Source organism: Streptomyces sp. XM4193 (assembly GCF_023072595.1).
Classification (GTDB): Bacteria; Actinomycetota; Actinomycetes; order Streptomycetales; family Streptomycetaceae; genus Streptomyces.
Genome location: NZ_JALLGK010000001.1, coordinates 233,175 through 250,563, shown reverse-complemented (window position 1 = coordinate 250,563; position 17,389 = coordinate 233,175). Strand labels below are relative to the sequence as shown.

Annotated in this window: 11 protein-coding genes; 8 read left to right on the top strand and 3 right to left on the bottom strand. The window is 70.6% G+C overall.

What is annotated here, in order from left to right; genetic code table 11:
- Positions 1–71 precede the first annotated feature (71 nt).
- On the top strand, positions 72–1,352 hold the full coding sequence (locus tag MTQ01_RS01035) for an MFS transporter (RefSeq protein WP_247486380.1): 1,281 nt from the start codon (positions 72–74) through the stop codon (positions 1,350–1,352).
- 545 nt (positions 1,353–1,897) lie between these two features.
- Complete coding sequence (locus tag MTQ01_RS01030) at positions 1,898–2,473, top strand: hypothetical protein (RefSeq protein ID WP_247486379.1); 576 nt, start codon at positions 1,898–1,900, stop codon at positions 2,471–2,473.
- Positions 2,474–2,644: 171 nt separating this feature from the next.
- Here the strand turns inward: MTQ01_RS01030 and MTQ01_RS01025 are convergent, their stop codons facing one another.
- Positions 2,645–4,132: a CCA tRNA nucleotidyltransferase gene (locus MTQ01_RS01025; RefSeq protein WP_247487632.1), complete on the bottom strand. Its 1,488-nt coding sequence runs from the start codon at positions 4,130–4,132 to the stop codon at positions 2,645–2,647.
- Positions 4,133–4,462: 330 nt separating this feature from the next.
- Between MTQ01_RS01025 and MTQ01_RS01020 the strand changes: the two genes are divergently transcribed.
- The 6 genes from MTQ01_RS01020 (at position 4,463) to trxB (ending at position 14,674) form a co-directional block, all read left to right on the top strand.
- Complete coding sequence (locus MTQ01_RS01020) at positions 4,463–7,084, top strand: DUF6049 family protein (protein ID WP_374207563.1); 2,622 nt, start codon at positions 4,463–4,465, stop codon at positions 7,082–7,084.
- Positions 7,085–7,133: 49 nt separating this feature from the next.
- Positions 7,134–9,593 (top strand): murein biosynthesis integral membrane protein MurJ, encoded by a 2,460-nt coding sequence (gene murJ / locus MTQ01_RS01015; RefSeq protein ID WP_374207562.1) that lies wholly within the window; start codon positions 7,134–7,136, stop codon positions 9,591–9,593.
- Positions 9,594–9,889: 296 nt separating this feature from the next.
- The gene (locus tag MTQ01_RS01010) at positions 9,890–11,677 is read left to right on the top strand and encodes a protein kinase family protein (protein WP_247486377.1); all 1,788 of its coding nucleotides are present in this window, start codon (positions 9,890–9,892) and stop codon (positions 11,675–11,677) included.
- A gap of 13 nt (positions 11,678–11,690) precedes the next feature.
- Entirely contained in the window at positions 11,691–12,470 is a 780-nt protein-coding gene (gene sigM / locus MTQ01_RS01005; protein ID WP_247486376.1) for an RNA polymerase sigma factor SigM, read from the top strand.
- Positions 12,467–13,537, top strand: coding sequence for an anti-sigma factor (locus tag MTQ01_RS01000; protein WP_247486375.1), 1,071 nt, complete (start codon positions 12,467–12,469; stop codon positions 13,535–13,537). The genes sigM and MTQ01_RS01000 overlap by 4 nt, the downstream gene beginning before the upstream one ends.
- A gap of 153 nt (positions 13,538–13,690) precedes the next feature.
- On the top strand, positions 13,691–14,674 hold the full coding sequence (gene trxB / locus MTQ01_RS00995) for a thioredoxin-disulfide reductase (protein ID WP_247486374.1): 984 nt from the start codon (positions 13,691–13,693) through the stop codon (positions 14,672–14,674).
- A gap of 298 nt (positions 14,675–14,972) precedes the next feature.
- On the opposite strand, the gene MTQ01_RS00990 is transcribed toward trxB, so the two are convergent.
- A complete protein-coding gene (locus MTQ01_RS00990) occupies positions 14,973–16,127 on the bottom strand; it encodes a ParB/RepB/Spo0J family partition protein (protein ID WP_247486373.1) in 1,155 nt (384 codons plus the stop codon).
- On the bottom strand, positions 16,124–17,173 hold the full coding sequence (locus tag MTQ01_RS00985; RefSeq protein ID WP_282613117.1) for an AAA family ATPase: 1,050 nt from the start codon (positions 17,171–17,173) through the stop codon (positions 16,124–16,126). Before MTQ01_RS00985 ends, MTQ01_RS00990 begins: the two co-directional genes overlap by 4 nt.
- Positions 17,174–17,389: the final 216 nt, after the last annotated feature.

The window sequence follows — 17,389 nt, the reverse complement described above, 5'->3', positions numbered from 1 at the left end:
GACAGGGTCACACCCCACTCCAACCGGATGCCAAGATCCAGCTGCGCCGCGGGATCTGCGAAGCTGCTCACATGGCTGAGGCGCGCACCGGTTCGATCAACGACGCCCGCACACTTCTGCACTTCCGCGACTTCCGTCGTCTGCTCGCCGTCCGACTCACCTCCCAACTCTCCGACGGCGTCTACCAGGTGGCGCTCGCCGGCTATGTCGTCTTCTCGCCGGAGAGCGAGACCTCACCCGGGGCGATCGCCGCCGCCATGGCCGTCCTGCTGCTTCCCTACTCGCTTCTCGGCCCGTTCGTCGGCGTCCTGCTCGACCGCTGGAAGCGCCGCCAGGTGCTCCTCTACGGCAATGTGCTCAGAGCGGTGTTCGCCGCACTCACCGCCGCCCTGATCGTCGCCTCCGTACCGACGTGGCTCTTCTACCTCTCCGCGCTCTGCGTCACCGCGGTCAACCGCTTCGTCCTCGCCGGGCTCTCCGCCTCGCTGCCGCGCGTCGTGGACGAGGAGCGGCTGGTCATCGCCAACTCGGTCTCCCCCACCGCCGGTACGCTCGCCGCCACCCTCGGAGGCGGCGTCGCCATCGCCATCAGGGTCGTCAGCCCTGACGGTGCCGCCGCCGACGCCCTCGTCGTCCTGGCTGCCGCCGCGATCTATCTGCTGAGCGCCGGCACCGCGCTGCGGCTCCAGCGCGACCAGCTCGGCCCCGACCCGTCGTTCCTCCAGCCCCGGCTGCGCGCCGCGCTCACCGACACCGCCCGCGGGCTGCTCATGGGCTTGCGCCATCTGCGCCGACGTTCCGTCGCCGCCAAATCGCTGGCGGCCGTCACTCTGCTGCGCTTCTGCTACGGCGCCTTGACGGTGATGCTGCTGATGCTCTGCCGTTACGCCTGGAGCGACGATGTCTCCGACGGCATGGCGCTGCTCGGAGTGGCTCTCGGACTTTCGGGCGTCGGCTTCTTCGCCGCCGCCGTGATCACTCCCTGGGCCGCCCAACGGTTCGGCCGGCTCGGCTACATGGCGCTCTGCGCCGCTGCCGCAGCGGTGTTGACGCTGGTGCTCTGCCTGCCGTTCCACCCCGCTCCCATGCTGGCGGCAGCGTTCTTCGTGGGGATGGCCACCCAGAGCGCGAAGATCTGCACCGACACCGTCGTCCAGTCGGAAGTGGAGGACGGATTCCGCGGTCGGGTCTTCGCGCTCTACGACATGCTCTACAACGTCGCCTTCGTCGGGGCCGCCGCGGTGGCCGCGGTGATACTGCCGCCCGACGGCCGTTCGCCGTCGCTGGTGGTTCTGGTCGCCGTTCTCTACGGCGGCACCGCACTGGCAGTACGCCGCTTCGCGCGCGACTGACGGCGGCGAGCCCGCCCACGACCGACGCCACGAGCCCCGGACAGCAGACGGGCGCACGGCTCACAGCTCACAGCTCACAGCTCACAGCTCACAGCTGGCCGACGAACGGCGCCGGTTCACGGACGGCTCCCGGCACCCGACTCCCGGACGATCCCCGGCGCCGAGGCGGACACCGCCCCTCCGCCCGCGCCCCACCGGTCTCATCTGTGTGTCATGTGCATCAGCACTGTCACAGCCCTTGCCGCTGTCTGCCCAACTGTCAGTGGCGGCGGCTAGGTTACGAACGTCCGTCGGACCCCCGGCGTGTGCGGTCAGACGCGGTTCTCTGCTTCTGCGCCCAACTGCCTTGCGGAGAAAGGGGGTTCACCCGGTGGAGAAGTGCGCGGCCCGCCAGGGGCCGAGCCGCTCTCGCACCCTGGAGGACCCTGCCTCTCCGCTGCTCAACTCCGCTCGCTAGCTTTGCGCTTCGAACATGCGCGGCGCGTACCGAACTCGGACGCGTACCGAGCACCGGCGCGTACAGAACACCACAGGGGGAACCACCCATGTCCACACCTCCTCCGCCCCCCGGCGGATTCCCGCAGGGCGGCCAGCCCGGCCAGCCCTACGGCGGCCAGCCCTACCCCGGTCAGCCCGGTCAGCCCGGTCAGCCTCCGCAGGGCGGTATGCCGCCGCAGGGCGGGGGTTACGGCTACCCGCAGCAGGGCGGTCAGCCTCCCTACGGCCAGCCGTACGGCCAGCCCGGCGCACCTCAGGGCGGGATACCCGGGCAGCAGCCTCCGCAGCAGAGCTCGCCGTGGGAGAAGATCAAGAAGGTCAAGACGATCGTCGTCGCGATCGTCGTCGTGGCGGGCCTGGGCCTCGCCGCCTACGGCTTCTTCACCAAGGACGACGCCGAGGACGTCGCTGTCGGCGACTGCCTCCGGAACACCGGCTCCGACAGCGACCCCGACATCGAGAAGCTCGACTGCTCGGACTCGGAAGCCACCCACAAGGTGCTGAAGAAGATCGAGGGCAGCTCGCTGAGCTTCTCGTGCAACAGCGTCGAGGGCACCACCACCAGCTACACCCAGCAGAAGAAGGGCGACTCCTTCGTCCTCTGCCTGGGCCCTGCCAAGTAACGGCATCCCACGGCTGACCGGCCCGCACCCCTGCTGCTCAAGCGGGTCCGGCGGGCGGACGGCGCCGTCGCGACCGCCGACCTCGACCCACCCGACCGAGGTCGATCGAGCGACAAGCGGGGGTGTGTTTCACGTGAAACACACCCCCGCTTCGTCTTCGGTACGGCGGAGTCAGCTCGCCTGCGCCGCCCACCACTTCCGGAGCGCGGCCACCGCTTCGTCCTCCGTCATCGGCCCTTCCTCGAGCCGGAGTTCCAGCATGTGCCGGTACGCCTTGCCCACCATCGGGCCCGGCGCCACACCCAGCAGTTCCATGATCTGATTGCCGTCCAGAGCGGGACGAATGGCGTCCAACTCCTCCTGCTCCTGGAGCCGCGAGATGCGCTCCTCCAGACCGTCGTACGCGCGCGACAAGGCGTTTGCCTTGCGCCTGTTGCGAGTGGTGCAGTCCGAACGCGTCAGTTTGTGGAGCCGGTCGAGCAGCGGGCCCGCGTCCCGCACATAGCGGCGCACCGCCGAGTCGGTCCATTCGCCCGCGCCGTAGCCGTGGAAGCGCAGATGCAGCTCCACCAGCCGCGACACATCCTTGATCAGCTCGTTCGGGTACTTGAGCGCGACCATCCGCTTCTTGGTCAACTTCGCACCAACCACCTCGTGGTGGTGGAAGGAGACTCGACCGTCCTTCTCGAAGCGCCGCGTCTTCGGCTTGCCGATGTCGTGGAGCAGCGCGGCCAGTCGCAGCGTGAGATCAGGACCGTTCTCCTCCAGGTCCATCGCCTGTTCCAGAACGATCAGAGAGTGTTCGTACACATCCTTGTGGCGGTGGTGTTCGTCGCGCTCCAGCCGCAGCGCGGGGATCTCCGGCACCACGCGCTGCGCAAGCCCCGTGTCGACCAGCAGCGCGAGCCCCTTGCGCGGATGAGCCGCCAGCAGCAGCTTGTTGAGCTCGTCGCGCACCCGCTCCGCGGAGACGATGTCCAACCGGTCCGCCATCTCCGTCATCGCCGCGACGACCGGCTCAGCGACCGTGAAGTCCAGCTGCGCCGCGAAACGTGCAGCCCGCATCATCCGCAGCGGGTCGTCGGAGAACGACTCCTGCGGCGTACCGGGTGTACGCAGCACCTTTTCGGCCAGATCCCGCAACCCGCCGTGCGGATCGATGAACTGCTTCCCCGGCAGCGCCACAGCCATGGCGTTCACCGTGAAGTCGCGGCGGACCAGATCCTCCTCGATCGAGTCGCCGTAGGAGACCTCGGGCTTCCGCGAGACCCGGTCGTACGCCTCGGACCGGTACGTCGTCACCTCGATCTGGTAGGTGGTCGCCTCACTGCCGGCCTCGGTCGCCTCGCTGCCGGCCTCGGTCGCCTCACCGCTGGCCTCGGGACTCTGCGCGCCCCCCGCGGCCTTCTGGCAGCCCACGGTGCCGAAGGCGATCCCCACCTCCCAGACCGCGTCGGCCCACGGGCGGACGATGCGCAGGACGTCCTCGGGGCGGGCGTCGGTGGTGAAGTCCAGATCGTTGCCGAGCCGGCCCAGAAGTGCGTCTCGCACCGAGCCGCCGACCAGCGCGAGCGAGAAGCCGGCCTGCTCGAAGCGGCGCGCGAGTTCGTCGGCGACCGGCGCGACCCGCAGCAGCTCGGTCACCGCCTGCTGCTGCACGGCACTGAGTTCGCTGCTTCCGGGCGCCGGCGCTGCACCGTCACCCGCACTCCGCTCGGTGTCCCGGTGGTCTGAATTCTCGGCGTTCTCGGGCTGGCCCGTCTTGGCGTTCGACACAGCAGAAGAGCCTACGTGGCCGTTTGCCACGCCTCTGCACAGAGCGGCACCGAACCCGTCGCAGACGCCGCCGCACAACCTGCCGCCCGGTGACGGTGGGCGACGATTCACGTGAAACACTCCGCGGCACGAGCGGCCTGTGGCAATCGTTAGCATCTGCAGTGCGCAAGACCATCACCAGCACGAGCGCATCGACACAGGACGGACCAGCGCGTGGCCGAAGCGGCAAACAAGCACGGTACTTCTGGCGCGCCTGCCCGCAGGAGCCGATCACGTCGTACGACGACCCTGTGCGTGCTGGTACCGCTGATTCTCAGCACGCCCGGCGCGGTGACGGCGGCACACGCCGACGCCCCCCGTTCCGCGCCCGGCACGCCCCTGCCCGCCGCGCAGAGCACCGTACGGCAGGCCGCCGTGCAGCCGAGCGCGCAGCAGGCAGCCGCGCAGAGCCGACAGGCAGCACCGCACCGCCTGCAGAACGGCACCGGCTCACGCAGCGCCGAGGTCACGCTGAACACGGTGAGCCCGGCCGTGCCCGACGCCGACGGCACGCTCACCCTCAGCGGCACCGTGACCAACCGCAGCCGCACCGCGATCTCGGACGGCGAGATCGTCCTCTACTCCGGCCAGCGCCTCGTCTCGCGCAGCGCGATCGAGCAGACGGCCAAGCGCACCGGCTTCCAGCCGGGACAGGAGGGCACCCGCGTCTCCGGCAAGGGCACCACCGTCGAGGTCGACGACCTCAGCCCCGGCCAGACCCGCTCGTTCAGTCTGCGGGTGCCCGTCGAGCGGCTGGGTGTCGGCGACGACGGGGTCCATCAGCTCAGCGTGACGCTCACCGGTCAGAGCCGGGCGGAGCCGTACGAACACGTTCTCGGGGTCGCCCGCACCTTCCTTCCGCAGTACGGCGGCTCCGGCGGCGAGACGGACATGACCTTCGTCTGGCCGCTGATCTCCGGATCGCACCTCACCGCCCGCACCGAGTCCGACCGGCGCCAGACGCCCGTCTTCCGTGACGACCGGCTGGCCAAGGAGATCGCGCCCGGCGGCCGGCTGGAGCAGTTGGTGGCGCTCGGCAAGAACCTTCCGGTGAGCTGGGTAGTCGACCCCGATCTGCTGGCCTCGGTCGACGCGATGACCAAGCCGTACAAGGTCGAGACGCCCGAAGGTGTCGTGGCCGGCGACACCAGGTCCAACGCGGACGCCAGGCGCTGGCTGAACAACCTCCAGGAGGCCGTCGAGGACAAGGAAGTCGTGGCGCTTCCGTTCGGCGACCCGGACCTCGCCGCACTGGCCCACCACGGCAAGAAGGTCAGCGGCACTCTGGGGCATCTGCGCCCGGCGACCGACGGTGCGCGCAAGACCGTCGAGACGATCCTGCACACCACGCCGAACACCGACTTCGCCTGGCCGGTCGAGGGCGCCATCGACCCGTCGGTCGTCTCGGTCGCCACCTCGGGCGGCGCGCGCTCCATCCTCACCCGCAGCGACAGCCTCCGGGAGACGGACGGCCTGCCGTACACCCCGAGCGCCGCCCGCCCGATCGGCGGCGGTGTGACGGCGGTGTCGGCCGACGCCCGGCTCTCCAAGTTGTTCCGCGACGACATGACCAACGCGGAGAAGGCCACCTCGGCGGTTCAGCAGTTCGTGGCCCAGAGCCTGGCGCTCTCCGAACAGAACGCCGCCGGCACCCGCAACCTCGTCGTCGCGCCGCAGCGCATGCCCTCCGCCAGCCAGGCACGCGCCATGGCGGCAGCGGTCGAGGCCCTGGAGGACGCCGGCTGGAGCGACTTCACCGAGCTCGGCGAGGCGTCGAAGGCGAAGCCCGACCCCAAGGCCGCCAAGAGCGTGCCGAGCACGGGCGCCTACCCGGCACGGCTGCGTCAACAGGAGCTGGACACCAACGCGTTCAAGCAACTGCAGCGCACCCAGAGCACCCTCGACGACTTCACCGTCATCCTCAGCCAGGACGACCGGGTCGTCACCCCCTTCGGCAACGCGCTGCGCCGCGAACTCTCCACCTCCTGGCGCGGCCGGGAGAACGAGGCCGCCGCCTACCGCGAGTCCGTCCAGGCGTATCTGTCCGAACTCACCCGCCAGGTACGGCTGGTGCAGAAGTCCCGGATGACCCTGTCCGGTCGCAGCGCGACCATCCCGGTCACCGTGCAGAACAACCTCATCCAGCCGGTCGACGGGCTGGAGCTGCGGCTCACCTCCCAGCGCCGCATCGGCCTGGAGATCGAGGAGGAGCGGCAGCAGGTCGTCGTGGAGGGCGGCCACAGCCAGTCGCTGAAGTTCGAGACCTCCGCCAGGGCGAACGGACGCACCCTGCTGGAGGCCAGGCTCTACACCAAGGACAACAAGCCCTACGGTCCGCCGATGCGCTTCCAGGTCGACGTCACCGAGATCACCTCCACGGTGCTGCTGGTGATCGCGGGCGGCGTCCTGCTGGTCGTGCTCGCGGGCGTGCGGATGTACACCCAGCGCCGTAGGCAGGGCCCCGCGCCTGACCCGGACGCCCCGCTCGTACCGGGCGCCGACGCCGACCAGCGCCCCGAGCCCGAGCCGGACACCGACGCCGCCACCGCTGCCACCGCTGCCACCGACACCGGAGCACACCCCGCCGGCACGGCTGACTCGGCTGACCCGGACGCCCCCGCCGATGTGACGGCCGGCCCCGCCGCCGGGACGACCCCGACGGACCCGCCCGCCCCGGAGACCTCCGGAACCGGCCCGGACGCGCCCAACTCGACGTCCGACGCCGAGGCACCGGACACGGACACCGGGCCGGAAAAGCCCGACTCACCCGGCGCAGGTGAGAAGGTGGACCGTTGAGCGAGGTGTGGGGCCGGCAGAAGCCCGCGGACGACGAGGTGGGGTACCAGTGAACGTGCCGTACGACCGGGAGCCCGACCAGGACCCGGGCGCCGATCAGGGCGCTGCCCCTGACCCGTATCTGCGCGACGCCTTCCGGCGCGACCCGCACCTGCGGCAGCAGTCACCGGGGCACGCACCGCAGGCGCACCCCGGCTCGGGTGGCCCGCACGGGTCGTACGACCCGCACGCCCCGCAGCCGGGCGCCGCCCCGTACGACCCGACCCCGGGCGCCGCGCCGTACGCCGACCCCGGGAACGTGCCGCCCCCGCCCCCGCCGGCGCCGGGCGAGCCCGAGGCGTACCAGCAGCCCCAGATGCCCGACCCGCAGCTGTGGGCCACGCCCCCCGCGCCCGAGCCCCACGGCGGCCCCCACGGCGACGACGGCCGCGGCGGCCACGCCCCGCGCGCGCAGTACACGGGGGTCGACGACCTCCTCGCGCACGCCCAGGGCACCGACCGGGAACGCACCGGGCAGCAGCCCAGCGACGACGTTCCCAGGGCGCTGCCGAACGACGACGCCTTCGCGCACCTCTTCCGCGACCAGAACGCAGCTCCGCCGGCCGCTCAGCACACACCGACCGCCGCGCCGCGCTCCCCGTACCCGCCGCCCGCCGACCGGCACCCGCAGCAGCCGGGCGGGCAGGAGCCGCCGGTCCACCAGCCGCCGGTACAGACGCCCGCCGCCGCGGCCGGCCACCCGCCGTTCCCGCCGCAGCAGTCCGCCGCGCCCCAGCCCGGGGCGGAGAGCCCGCCGCCTCCGCCGCCCGGCGAGACCCCGGCACCGGAGTCCGCCGCGCCGGAACCCGAGCCCGCGGCCGCCCGGAAGTCGGGCGGAGGCGGCGGTCTGCTGAAGTCCAGCGCGATCATGGCCGCCGGTACGCTCGTCTCCCGCCTCACCGGCTTCCTGCGCACCGTGGTCATCACCGCCGCGCTCGGCGCCGCGATGCTCGGCGACACGTACACGATCGCGTACATGCTGCCGACGATGATCTACATGCTGTCGATCGGCGGCGGCCTCAACTCCGTCTTCGTGCCCCAGCTCGTCCGGGCGATGAAGAACGACGACGACGGCGGAGTCGCCTACGCGAACCGGCTGCTCACCCTCGTCATGGTGGCGCTCGCCGCGTTGGTCGGCATCGCCGTGCTCATCGCCCCGCTGCTGATCAAGATGCTCTCGGTGCCCATCGCGGGCAACGAGGACGCCAGCAACGTCGCGATCACCTTCGCCCGCTACTGCCTGCCCACGATCTTCTTCATGGGCGTGCACGTCGTCATGGGCCAGATCCTCAACGCGCGCGGCCGTTTCGGCGCGATGATGTGGACCCCCGTCCTCAACAACATCGTCATCATCGCCACCTTCGGCGCCTTCATCTGGGTGTACGGAACGCAGCGCAGCTCGGAGCTGGGTGTCACCACCATCAGCGAGGAGGGCGTACGGCTGCTGGGCATCGGCACGCTGCTCGGCCTCGTCGTGCAGGCCCTGGCGATGGTCCCCTATCTGCGCGCCGCCGGCTTCAACTTCCGCCCGCGCTTCGACTGGCGCGGCCACGGCCTCGGCAAGGCCGCCAAACTCGCCAAGTGGACGATCCTCTTCGTCCTCGCCAACCAGGCGGGCCTGGTGGTCATCTCGCAGCTGGCCACCTCGGCCGGCGCGGACGCCGCCGAGGCGGGCAACGCCGGCGCGGGCATCATGGGCTACAACAACGCCCTGCTGATCTGGCAGATGCCGCAGGCCATCATCACAGTCTCGGTCATGGCAGCGCTGCTGCCCCGGCTCTCCCGCTCCGCGCACGACGGCGACCTCGGCGCGGTGCGCGACGACCTCTCACACGGGCTGCGCACCTCCGCGGTCGCCATCGTCCCGATCTCGTTCGGTTTCATCGCACTCGGTGTGCCGATGTGCATGGTGCTCTTCTCCTCGGCGGGAACGACCGCCGCGGCGTCCATGGGCTTCATCCTGATGGCCTTCGGAGTCGGCCTGATTCCGTTCTCCGTGCAGTACGTCGTGCTACGCGCCTTCTACGCCTTCGAGGACACCCGCACGCCGTTCTACAACACCGTCATCGTCGCCGCCGGAAACGCCGCCGGCGCCGGGCTCTGCTACCTGGTGCTGCCCAGCCGCTGGGCGGTCGCCGGAATGGCCGGCTTCTACGGCGTGGCCTACGCGGTCGGCGTCCTCATCGCCTGGCGGCGTCTGAGCCGCAAGGAGAACGCCACCCCGGACGCGGGACCGATCATCCGGACGTACACCCGTCTCGCGCTCGCCAGCGTGCCGGCAGCCGCCCTCTCCGGAGCCACCGCGTACTTCGTGCTGGGCGCCGTGGGCAGCGGCTTCCTGGGCGGTGCGGCCTCGCTGCTGGCCGGGTCGGTGGTGCTCGCCGTGGTCTTCGTGCTCGCCGCCAAACGGCTGCGCGTACAGGAGATGACCGCGATGGTGGGGATGGTTCGCGCCAAGCTCGGGCGCTGATACAACCCTTCACCGGTGCCATGTGTCGTGCATGTCGAGGACTACAGGCACAATTGTCTTGGCCGGGTTCCGCTCACGGCTGAAGTTCAGCCGCCAGGGGATCCGATGGCGCTGTCGATCCGTCAAGGAGACAGCGACCTCTCCCGCACTGCCACGCGGGAAAGGTCACCAAGGTCACAGGGCTGCAGAGCCGAAAGGCCGAATCTGCCGCCCGGTGTCGGGTAGTCGCGCGATGTGCGCCGACGACCGAGGTGCACCGATGACGGCAGCAAGCGGATGGGGAGGCAGGAGCGACGGTGGCGGAACGAAACACAGCTGCCGTTGACGTGGCGAGCGCGACCGACGGGAGCGAGGAGACTCCGCCCCCGGCGAGCGCGCCGACCGAACCGAAGAGTTCGTCGAGGCCCGAGAAGGCAACGACGCGGACGACGAGGACCGAGAGGTCCGAGGACTCCGACGGCTCCGAGGAGAAGGCCACGGCCGACGGCAGAAGGCCGCACCGCACCCCCGCAGGCACCAAAGGCGCTCCGAGCGAGCTGCACAGCGGTCACAAGCTCGCCCGCCGGTACCGCCTGGAGGAGTGCACCACCAGGCTCGACGGCTTCAGCAGCTGGCGTGCCGTGGACGAGAAGCTCAGGCGCGCGGTGGGCGTCCACCTGCTGCCCGCGGGGCACAGCAGAGCACGTGCCGTGCTCGACGCCGCCCGCTCCTCCGCCCTGCTCGGCGACCCCCGCTTCGTCCAGGTGCTGGACGCGGTGGAAGAGGGCGACATGGTCTACGTCGTCCACGAATGGCTGCCCGACGCGGTGCCGCTCACCGAGGTGCTCGCGGCCGGCCCGCTGGAGCCGTACGACGCGTACCAGCTCGCCCACCAGGTCGGCCAGGCGATGGCCTCGGCGCACCGCGAAGGGCTCGCCCATCTGCGCCTGACCCCCGGAGCCGTACTGCGCACCGGCTCCGGCCAGTACCGCATCCGCGGCCTCGCGGTGAACGCCGCGCTGCGCGGCATCACCGACGACCGCCCCGAGCGGGTGGACACCGAGGCGATCGGCGCACTGCTCTACGCCGCGCTGACCCAGCGCTGGCCCTACGAGCGGGACGCGTACGGCCTCACCGGCGTCGCCGGCCTGGCGGGCGGCACTCTCCCGCCCGACCAGGTCCGCGCCGGTGTGCACCGCGGCCTGTCCGACGTCGCCATGCGCGCGCTGGTCAACAAGGGCGCCACCGCCACCAGCCAGGACCCGCCCTGCACCACACCGCAGGAGCTGGTCACCGCGCTGACCGAACTCCCCCGCATCAAGGCACCCGAGCCGGTTTTCCCCGCCCCCTACCAGCGCCGGGAGTACCCGCCGTACGCCCACGGCGCCTACCCGAACAAGGCAGCGGCGGCGGCAGCGTCCCACGACCCTGTCCCCGCCGCGCCCGCCCCGACCCTGCCCGGACGCACCGGCAAGGCGCTCAAGTGGGGCGTTTCCGCACTGCTCATCGCCGCCCTCGGTCTGGGCAGTTGGCAGGTGGCGGACGCGCTGATGAACGGCGGCGGGGCCAGTGGCGGCGAGCAGGACGCCGACGACTCCGGCTCCGACGACAAGCCGAAGCAGCAGGCCGCCGGCAGCAGGCTGACGATCCAGGACGCCCGGGAGTACTACCCCGACGGCCGCCCGCAGGCCGCCGACAAGGTGGCGCTCAGCTACGACGGCGACCCCAAGACCCACTGGAACACCAAGAGCTTCCAGGACGGCCCGGCCACCGCCCCGTACAAGGACGGCGTCGGCATCGTCTACGACCTCGGCAAGGCGAAGAAGATCTCCTCCGTCTCCCTCGACCTGCGCAACAGCGGCGAGCACACGGAGATCGCGCTCTACGCCCCCGACTCCCTCGCTCCGTCCGGCGGACCGGATTCGCTGCCCAGGATCGGCGCCGCGAAGACGACCAGTTCCTCCGCCGCGGTGAAGCTCAAGAAGCCGGTGGAGTCCCGCTACGTTCTGGTGTGGCTGACGGCGATGCCGCACTCGGGCAGCGACGGCTTCAGTTCAGCCGGATACAAGCAGGGGATCTCGCATGTGGTGGTGAAGGGGTCCTAGGATCTGCCCCACCATGACCGATCACGATCCCGCCAGGCAGTCACCCGGCACGTCCGCCCCTGCCGAGGCCACCGACGCCGAGCTTCTGACCCGTCATGTCGACGGCGACCCCGACGCCTTCGGCGAGCTCGTGCGCCGCCACCGCGACCGGCTGTGGGCCGTGGCACTGCGGACGCTCGGCGACCGCGAGGAAGCCGCGGACGCCGTTCAGGACGCGCTGGTCTCGGCGTACCGGTCGGCCCGCACCTTCCAGGGCAGGTCCGCGGTGACGACCTGGCTGCACCGCATCACCGTCAACGCGTGCATCGACCGCGCACGCAAGGCGGCGTCGCGCCGGATGTCCCTGACCGACGACACGGAGAAGCTGGACCAGCTGCTCGAACCGCAGGAGTCCGCGGCCGTACCGGCGGAGCGGGCCGATCTCCAACGCCAGGTGGTCGCGGCGCTCGACGAGTTGCCGACCGACCAGCGCGCAGCCCTGGTCCTGGTCGACATGCAGGGCTACCCGGTCGCCGAGGCCGCCCGGATGCTCGACATCCCACCCGGCACGGTCAAGAGTCGGTGCGCCCGCGGCAGAGCCCGGCTGCTCCCGCTCGTCCGGCATCTGCGCCCGGGCAGCGACCCCGAGGACCGGGGGAGCGGGCCGCCGGACGCCACCGGCCGCGGCTCCACCAGAGCCCCGACGGCGAAGGAGCGGGAACCGGAGCGGAACCGGACGCGGGGGACATCCGTCCCACCGGCAGGACAGGGCGAAGGAGCCGGAGCAGTGAAGGACGGAGGTGCACCCTCATGACCGAGCCTTTCCCGACGTCCGGAGCTGACGAGCACCCTGAGGTCGCCGACATCTCCGCTCTGGGCGAAGGATTGCTGCCGCCCGACCGTACCGCCGAAGTCACCGCACACCTCGCCTCCTGCACGCTCTGCGCAGATGTGCGGGACTCGCTGGAGGAGATCCGCTCGGCACTCGGTACGTTGCCGGGGCCGATCAGGATGCCGGAGGACGTGGCCGGGCGCATCGACGCGGCACTGGCCGCCGAAGCGCTGCTGGACGCGGAGACCCGCGCCGAGTCGGCGGCCACCGCCTCTTCCGCACCGGACAGGACGCCCGTCGGCAGCACGGCCGTCGGCAGCACGGCGGCAGCAGCGGATCCCGCGACGGATCCCGGCTCTGCGGAGCCTGGTTCGGTGCGGTCTGGTTCTGCGGAGACTGATACGGCAGCGCCTGTTTCACGTGAAACAGGCAAGCCCGCTCCCCTGCGCGAGCGCCGCGGCGGCGCTTCCCGTCGGCCGCCCTCGCGCAGCGGCGCAAGCGCCGGTCCGGGGCGTTCCTCCCGACGGCGCCGGCTGATCCTCACCTCCGCGGCTGCCTGTGCGGCGCTCGTCGTCGGCGGGCTGATGGTTCCGCTGCTGATGGAGGACAACGACGACAGCGCGGGCATCGCACAGAGCGACACCACGAAGGACGGCGAGCGCGGCATCGCCGCAGCCGATCTGGACAGCCAGGTTCGAGAGTTGCTGGACGCCTCGCCCCACGACACCTCACGGGAGCAACCGCCGTCCGCCGAGGGCAGCAGGAACCCCGGGCAGCCGAGCCGTCAGGAGGATTCCAGCGCCAGCCCCTTCGGCGCGGAGACCGCCACTGAGGTGCCCGACTGCGTCAGCAAGGCCATCGACCGCACCGAGACGCCGCTCGCCGTCAGCCGCGAGACGTACGAGGGCGTGGAGTCCTACGTCGTCGTCCTGCCGCATGAGGGCGAGCAGCGTCAGGTGGACGCCTATGTGGTGGGCGCCGACTGCACCGACTCCGCCGACGGCGGGCCCGGCAAGGTGCTCGCCGAGCAGACCGTCGAACGCCCCTGAGCCGGCCGCACCCACCCGTCGGCTCGCGTCGGCGGGTGGGACTCGGCACGAGGCGACGTCGAGCGGGAATGCGCGCCCCGTAGGATCGCGTTGGATGGAGTGAAGGCTCCGTCCAGCAGATGCAGGAAACCTCGGCAGACAAGGATGACCCCCGTGAGCGACGTCCGTAACGTGATCATCATCGGCTCCGGGCCCGCGGGCTACACCGCTGCGCTCTACACCGCACGCGCCTCGCTCGAACCGCTGGTCTTCGAGGGCTCGGTCACCGCCGGCGGCGCCTTGATGAACACCACCGAGGTGGAGAACTTCCCCGGTTTCCAGGACGGGATCATGGGCCCCGAGCTGATGGACCAGATGCGCGCCCAGTCCGAGCGCTTCGGTGCCGAGCTGGTGCCGGACGACGTCACCGCCGTGGACCTGACCGGCGAGATCAAGACGGTCACCGACTCCGAGGGCACCGTCCACCGCGCGAAGACGGTGATCGTCACCACCGGTTCTCAGCACCGCAAGCTGAACCTGCCCAACGAGGACGAGCTCTCCGGTCGCGGTGTGTCCTACTGCGCCACCTGTGACGGCTTCTTCTTCCGTGAGCACGACATCGCCGTCATCGGCGGCGGTGACACCGCCATGGAGGAAGCCACCTTCCTCTCCCGCTTCGCCAAGTCCGTGACCGTGGTGCACCGTCGGGACACCCTGCGCGCCTCGAAGGCCATGCAGGAGCGTGCGTTCGCCGACCCGAAGATCTCCTTCGCCTGGGACAGCGAGGTCAAGGAGATCCACTCGACGGACGGCAAGCTCTCCTCGCTGACCCTCGCCGACACCAAGACCGGCGAGACCAAGGAGCTCGCAGTCTCGGGCCTCTTCGTCGCCATCGGCCACGACCCGCGCACCGAGCTGTTCAAGGACGTGCTCACGCTCGACGAGGAGGGCTACCTCACCGTCGACAGCCCCTCCACCCGTACGAACATCCCGGGTGTCTTCGCCGCCGGTGACGTCGTCGACCACACCTACCGCCAGGCGATCACCGCAGCCGGCACCGGCTGCTCCGCCGCACTCGACGCAGAGCGCTACCTCGCCGCGCTCACCGACGGCATCGCCGAGGCTGCGGAGCCCGAGCAGGCCGCTGCCGCGATCTGAGGAACGCCTGGGCTCCGCGCCTTCGCTGATCACCGCTGTTCGCGTTTCACGTGAAACGGGCTGCCGCACCACGCGGCAGCCCGTTCGCCGTTTCTCAGCCCCTCTGCCCGGCTCACAAGCAGCGCGCCGCCGGACAGGGTTGGGGCGCGGCGCCCGAGTCGTGCCCCAAGAGTGAGCGGCCGGCCAGGAACACCCGCACACCGCCGCGCAGTACGTCTTCGCACAGACGAGCGCCGCGCGGATCAACTCCGCGCGGCGCTCGTGCACTTCGCTCAGAACGCTTCTCCCAGAACCGTTCCTACTCCTCGTCCTCGCTCTCGGACCCGGGGAGCTGGTCGAGCACCTTCCCCTCGCCCGGCGCCATCTGCGTCAGGATGCGCTCCAGATCCTCCATCGAGGCGAACTCGACGACGATCTTCCCCTTCTTCTGCCCCAGGTCGACCTTCACTCGCGTCTCGTAGCGGTCCGACAGCCGACCGGCGAGCTGGTCCAGCGAGGGCGAGATCCGCTTCCCCGCACGCGGCTTCCTGGGCCGCTTCTTGGAGCTCTCCGACCCCATCAGGGTCACGATCTCCTCGACCGCTCGCACCGAGAGCCCCTCGGCGACGATGCGGTGAGCCAGTCGATCCTGCTCCTCCGCGTCGTCGACGGAGAGCAGTGCCCGCGCATGGCCGGCCGAGAGAACTCCGGCTGCGACCCTGCGCTGCACGGGCGGAGACAGCCGCAGCAGGCGGAGCGTGTTGGAGACCTGCGGACGCGAACGCCCGATGCGGTCCGCCAACTGGTCGTGCGTACAGCTGAAGTCCTTCAGCAGCTGGTCGTACGCAGCGGCCTCCTCCAGCGGGTTGAGCTGAGCCCGGTGCAGATTCTCCAACAGGGCGTCCAGGAGGAGCTTGTCGTCCTCGGTCGCCCGTACGATCGCGGGGATCTTCTCCAGTCCCGCTTCGCGGCAGGCCCGCCAACGACGCTCACCCATGATGAGCTCGTAGGCGTCACCGCCCAACTGGCGCAGCACGACCGGCTGGAGAAGACCGACCTCCTGGATGGAGGTCACCAGCTCTGCCAGTGCGTCCTCGTCGAAGACCTCTCGCGGCTGACGCGGATTGGGCCTGATCGCGTCGAGCGGCACCTCTGCGAAGTACGCGCCCGCCACCGTCTCGGACGCCGCGGCCGAGGCACCGTCGTTCTGCGCCGGCACCGTACCGCTTGCCTGGCGCTCGCCGGCGGCGGCCTCCTCGGATCCTCCGCCGGACCTCGCGGAGGCAGTGCTCGCAGCGCCGCCCTTGCCCGCGACCACCTTCGCCGCAGCCACGCCGCGGTCCGAACCGAGCACACCTGCCGCCGTGCTGCCGCTCCTGGCGCCGGTCTGCCCGTCGGCGGAGTCGTCCGTCTTGGGAGCGGCGGGGATCAGCGCGCCGAGCCCGCGGCCCAACCCTCTCCGTCGATCACTCACTGCTTGCCCTCCACCGTGCTGTGCTGTTCCTGGTGCGGGTGAGCTCCCCGCAGAGCGATTTCCCGCGCGGCCTCCAGGTACGAGAGGGCACCGCTGGAGCCCGGGTCGTACGTCAGAACCGTCTGGCCGTAGCTGGGTGCCTCGGAGATCCGTACCGAGCGGGGGATGTTGGTCCGGAGCACCTCGTTGCGGAAGTGGCTCCGGACCTCCTCTGCCACCTGCGACGCCAGCCGGGTCCGGCCGTCGTACATGGTGAGCAGGATGGTCGAGATGTGGAGCGTCGGGTTGAGGTGACCCTTCACCAGGTCGACGTTCCGCAGCAACTGGCCGAGCCCTTCCAGCGCGTAGTACTCGCACTGGATCGGGATGACGACCTCTGCACCGGCCACCAGTGCGTTGACCGTCAGCAGGCCGAGCGAGGGCGGGCAGTCGATCAGTACGTAGTCCAGCGGCTGTTCGTATGCGCTGAGCGCGCGCTGGAGGCGGCTCTCTCGTGCGACGAGGGAGACCAACTCGATCTCGGCGCCCGCCAGATCGATGGTCGCCGGAGCACAGAACAGCCCCTCGACGTCCTTGACCGGCTGGACCACTTCGGACAGCGGCCTGCTGTCGACCAGCACGTCGTAGATCGAGGGCACATCGGAGTGGTGGTCGATGCCCAGGGCCGTCGAGGCGTTGCCCTGCGGGTCGAGGTCGACGACCAGCACGCGCGCGCCGTGGAGAGCGAGCGAAGCCGCCAGGTTGACGGTCGAAGTGGTCTTGCCGACGCCACCCTTCTGGTTGGCGACCACCATGACCCGCGTCTCCTCGGGTCTGGGGAGGCCCTCGCCCGCAGCGCGGGTCATCGCCTCGACAGCCTGCTGCGCGGCACGACCGACGGGGGCGTCGTCCATCGGAGGCGGTGTTTCCCGAGTTTCACGTGAAACATCCGCCAGTTCGGAACGGGGACCGGGGACCGGCTCGGCCATCGGTCCCGCAAAGTTGGCGTCGGACCGCAACGGTTCACTCTCCTCGCAAGGCGCGTTGACAGTCTCAAAGCCTGCCATGCCTTCGGGGTTCTGAACCACAGAGCCCCGCTTACCTGTGGACAACCTATCCGTTGCCGACGGAACAGCGGGGCTCTGGTTGTGCTTACGGTCGCGTGGAGCGGCAGCCGCACGACCACGACTGATGATTCCCTGAAGCAGAGAGCGACGTTTCACGTGAAACACGATGCACCCGGGCTGCACACCGTACGCAGCGACACTCCGCCCCGCACCGCC

What these genes read in the sequence shown, in the direction of transcription:
- MTQ01_RS01035 (WP_247486380.1), top strand. Translation starts at nt 72, where the DNA reads ATGGCTGAGGCGCGCACCGGTTCGATCAACGACGCCCGCACACTTCTG.
- MTQ01_RS01030 (WP_247486379.1), top strand. Translation starts at nt 1,898, where the DNA reads ATGTCCACACCTCCTCCGCCCCCCGGCGGATTCCCGCAGGGCGGCCAG.
- sigM (WP_247486376.1), top strand. Translation starts at nt 11,691, where the DNA reads ATGACCGATCACGATCCCGCCAGGCAGTCACCCGGCACGTCCGCCCCT.
- MTQ01_RS01000 (WP_247486375.1), top strand. Translation starts at nt 12,467, where the DNA reads ATGACCGAGCCTTTCCCGACGTCCGGAGCTGACGAGCACCCTGAGGTC.
- MTQ01_RS00985 (WP_282613117.1), bottom strand. Translation starts at nt 17,173, where the DNA reads ATGGCAGGCTTTGAGACTGTCAACGCGCCTTGCGAGGAGAGTGAACCG.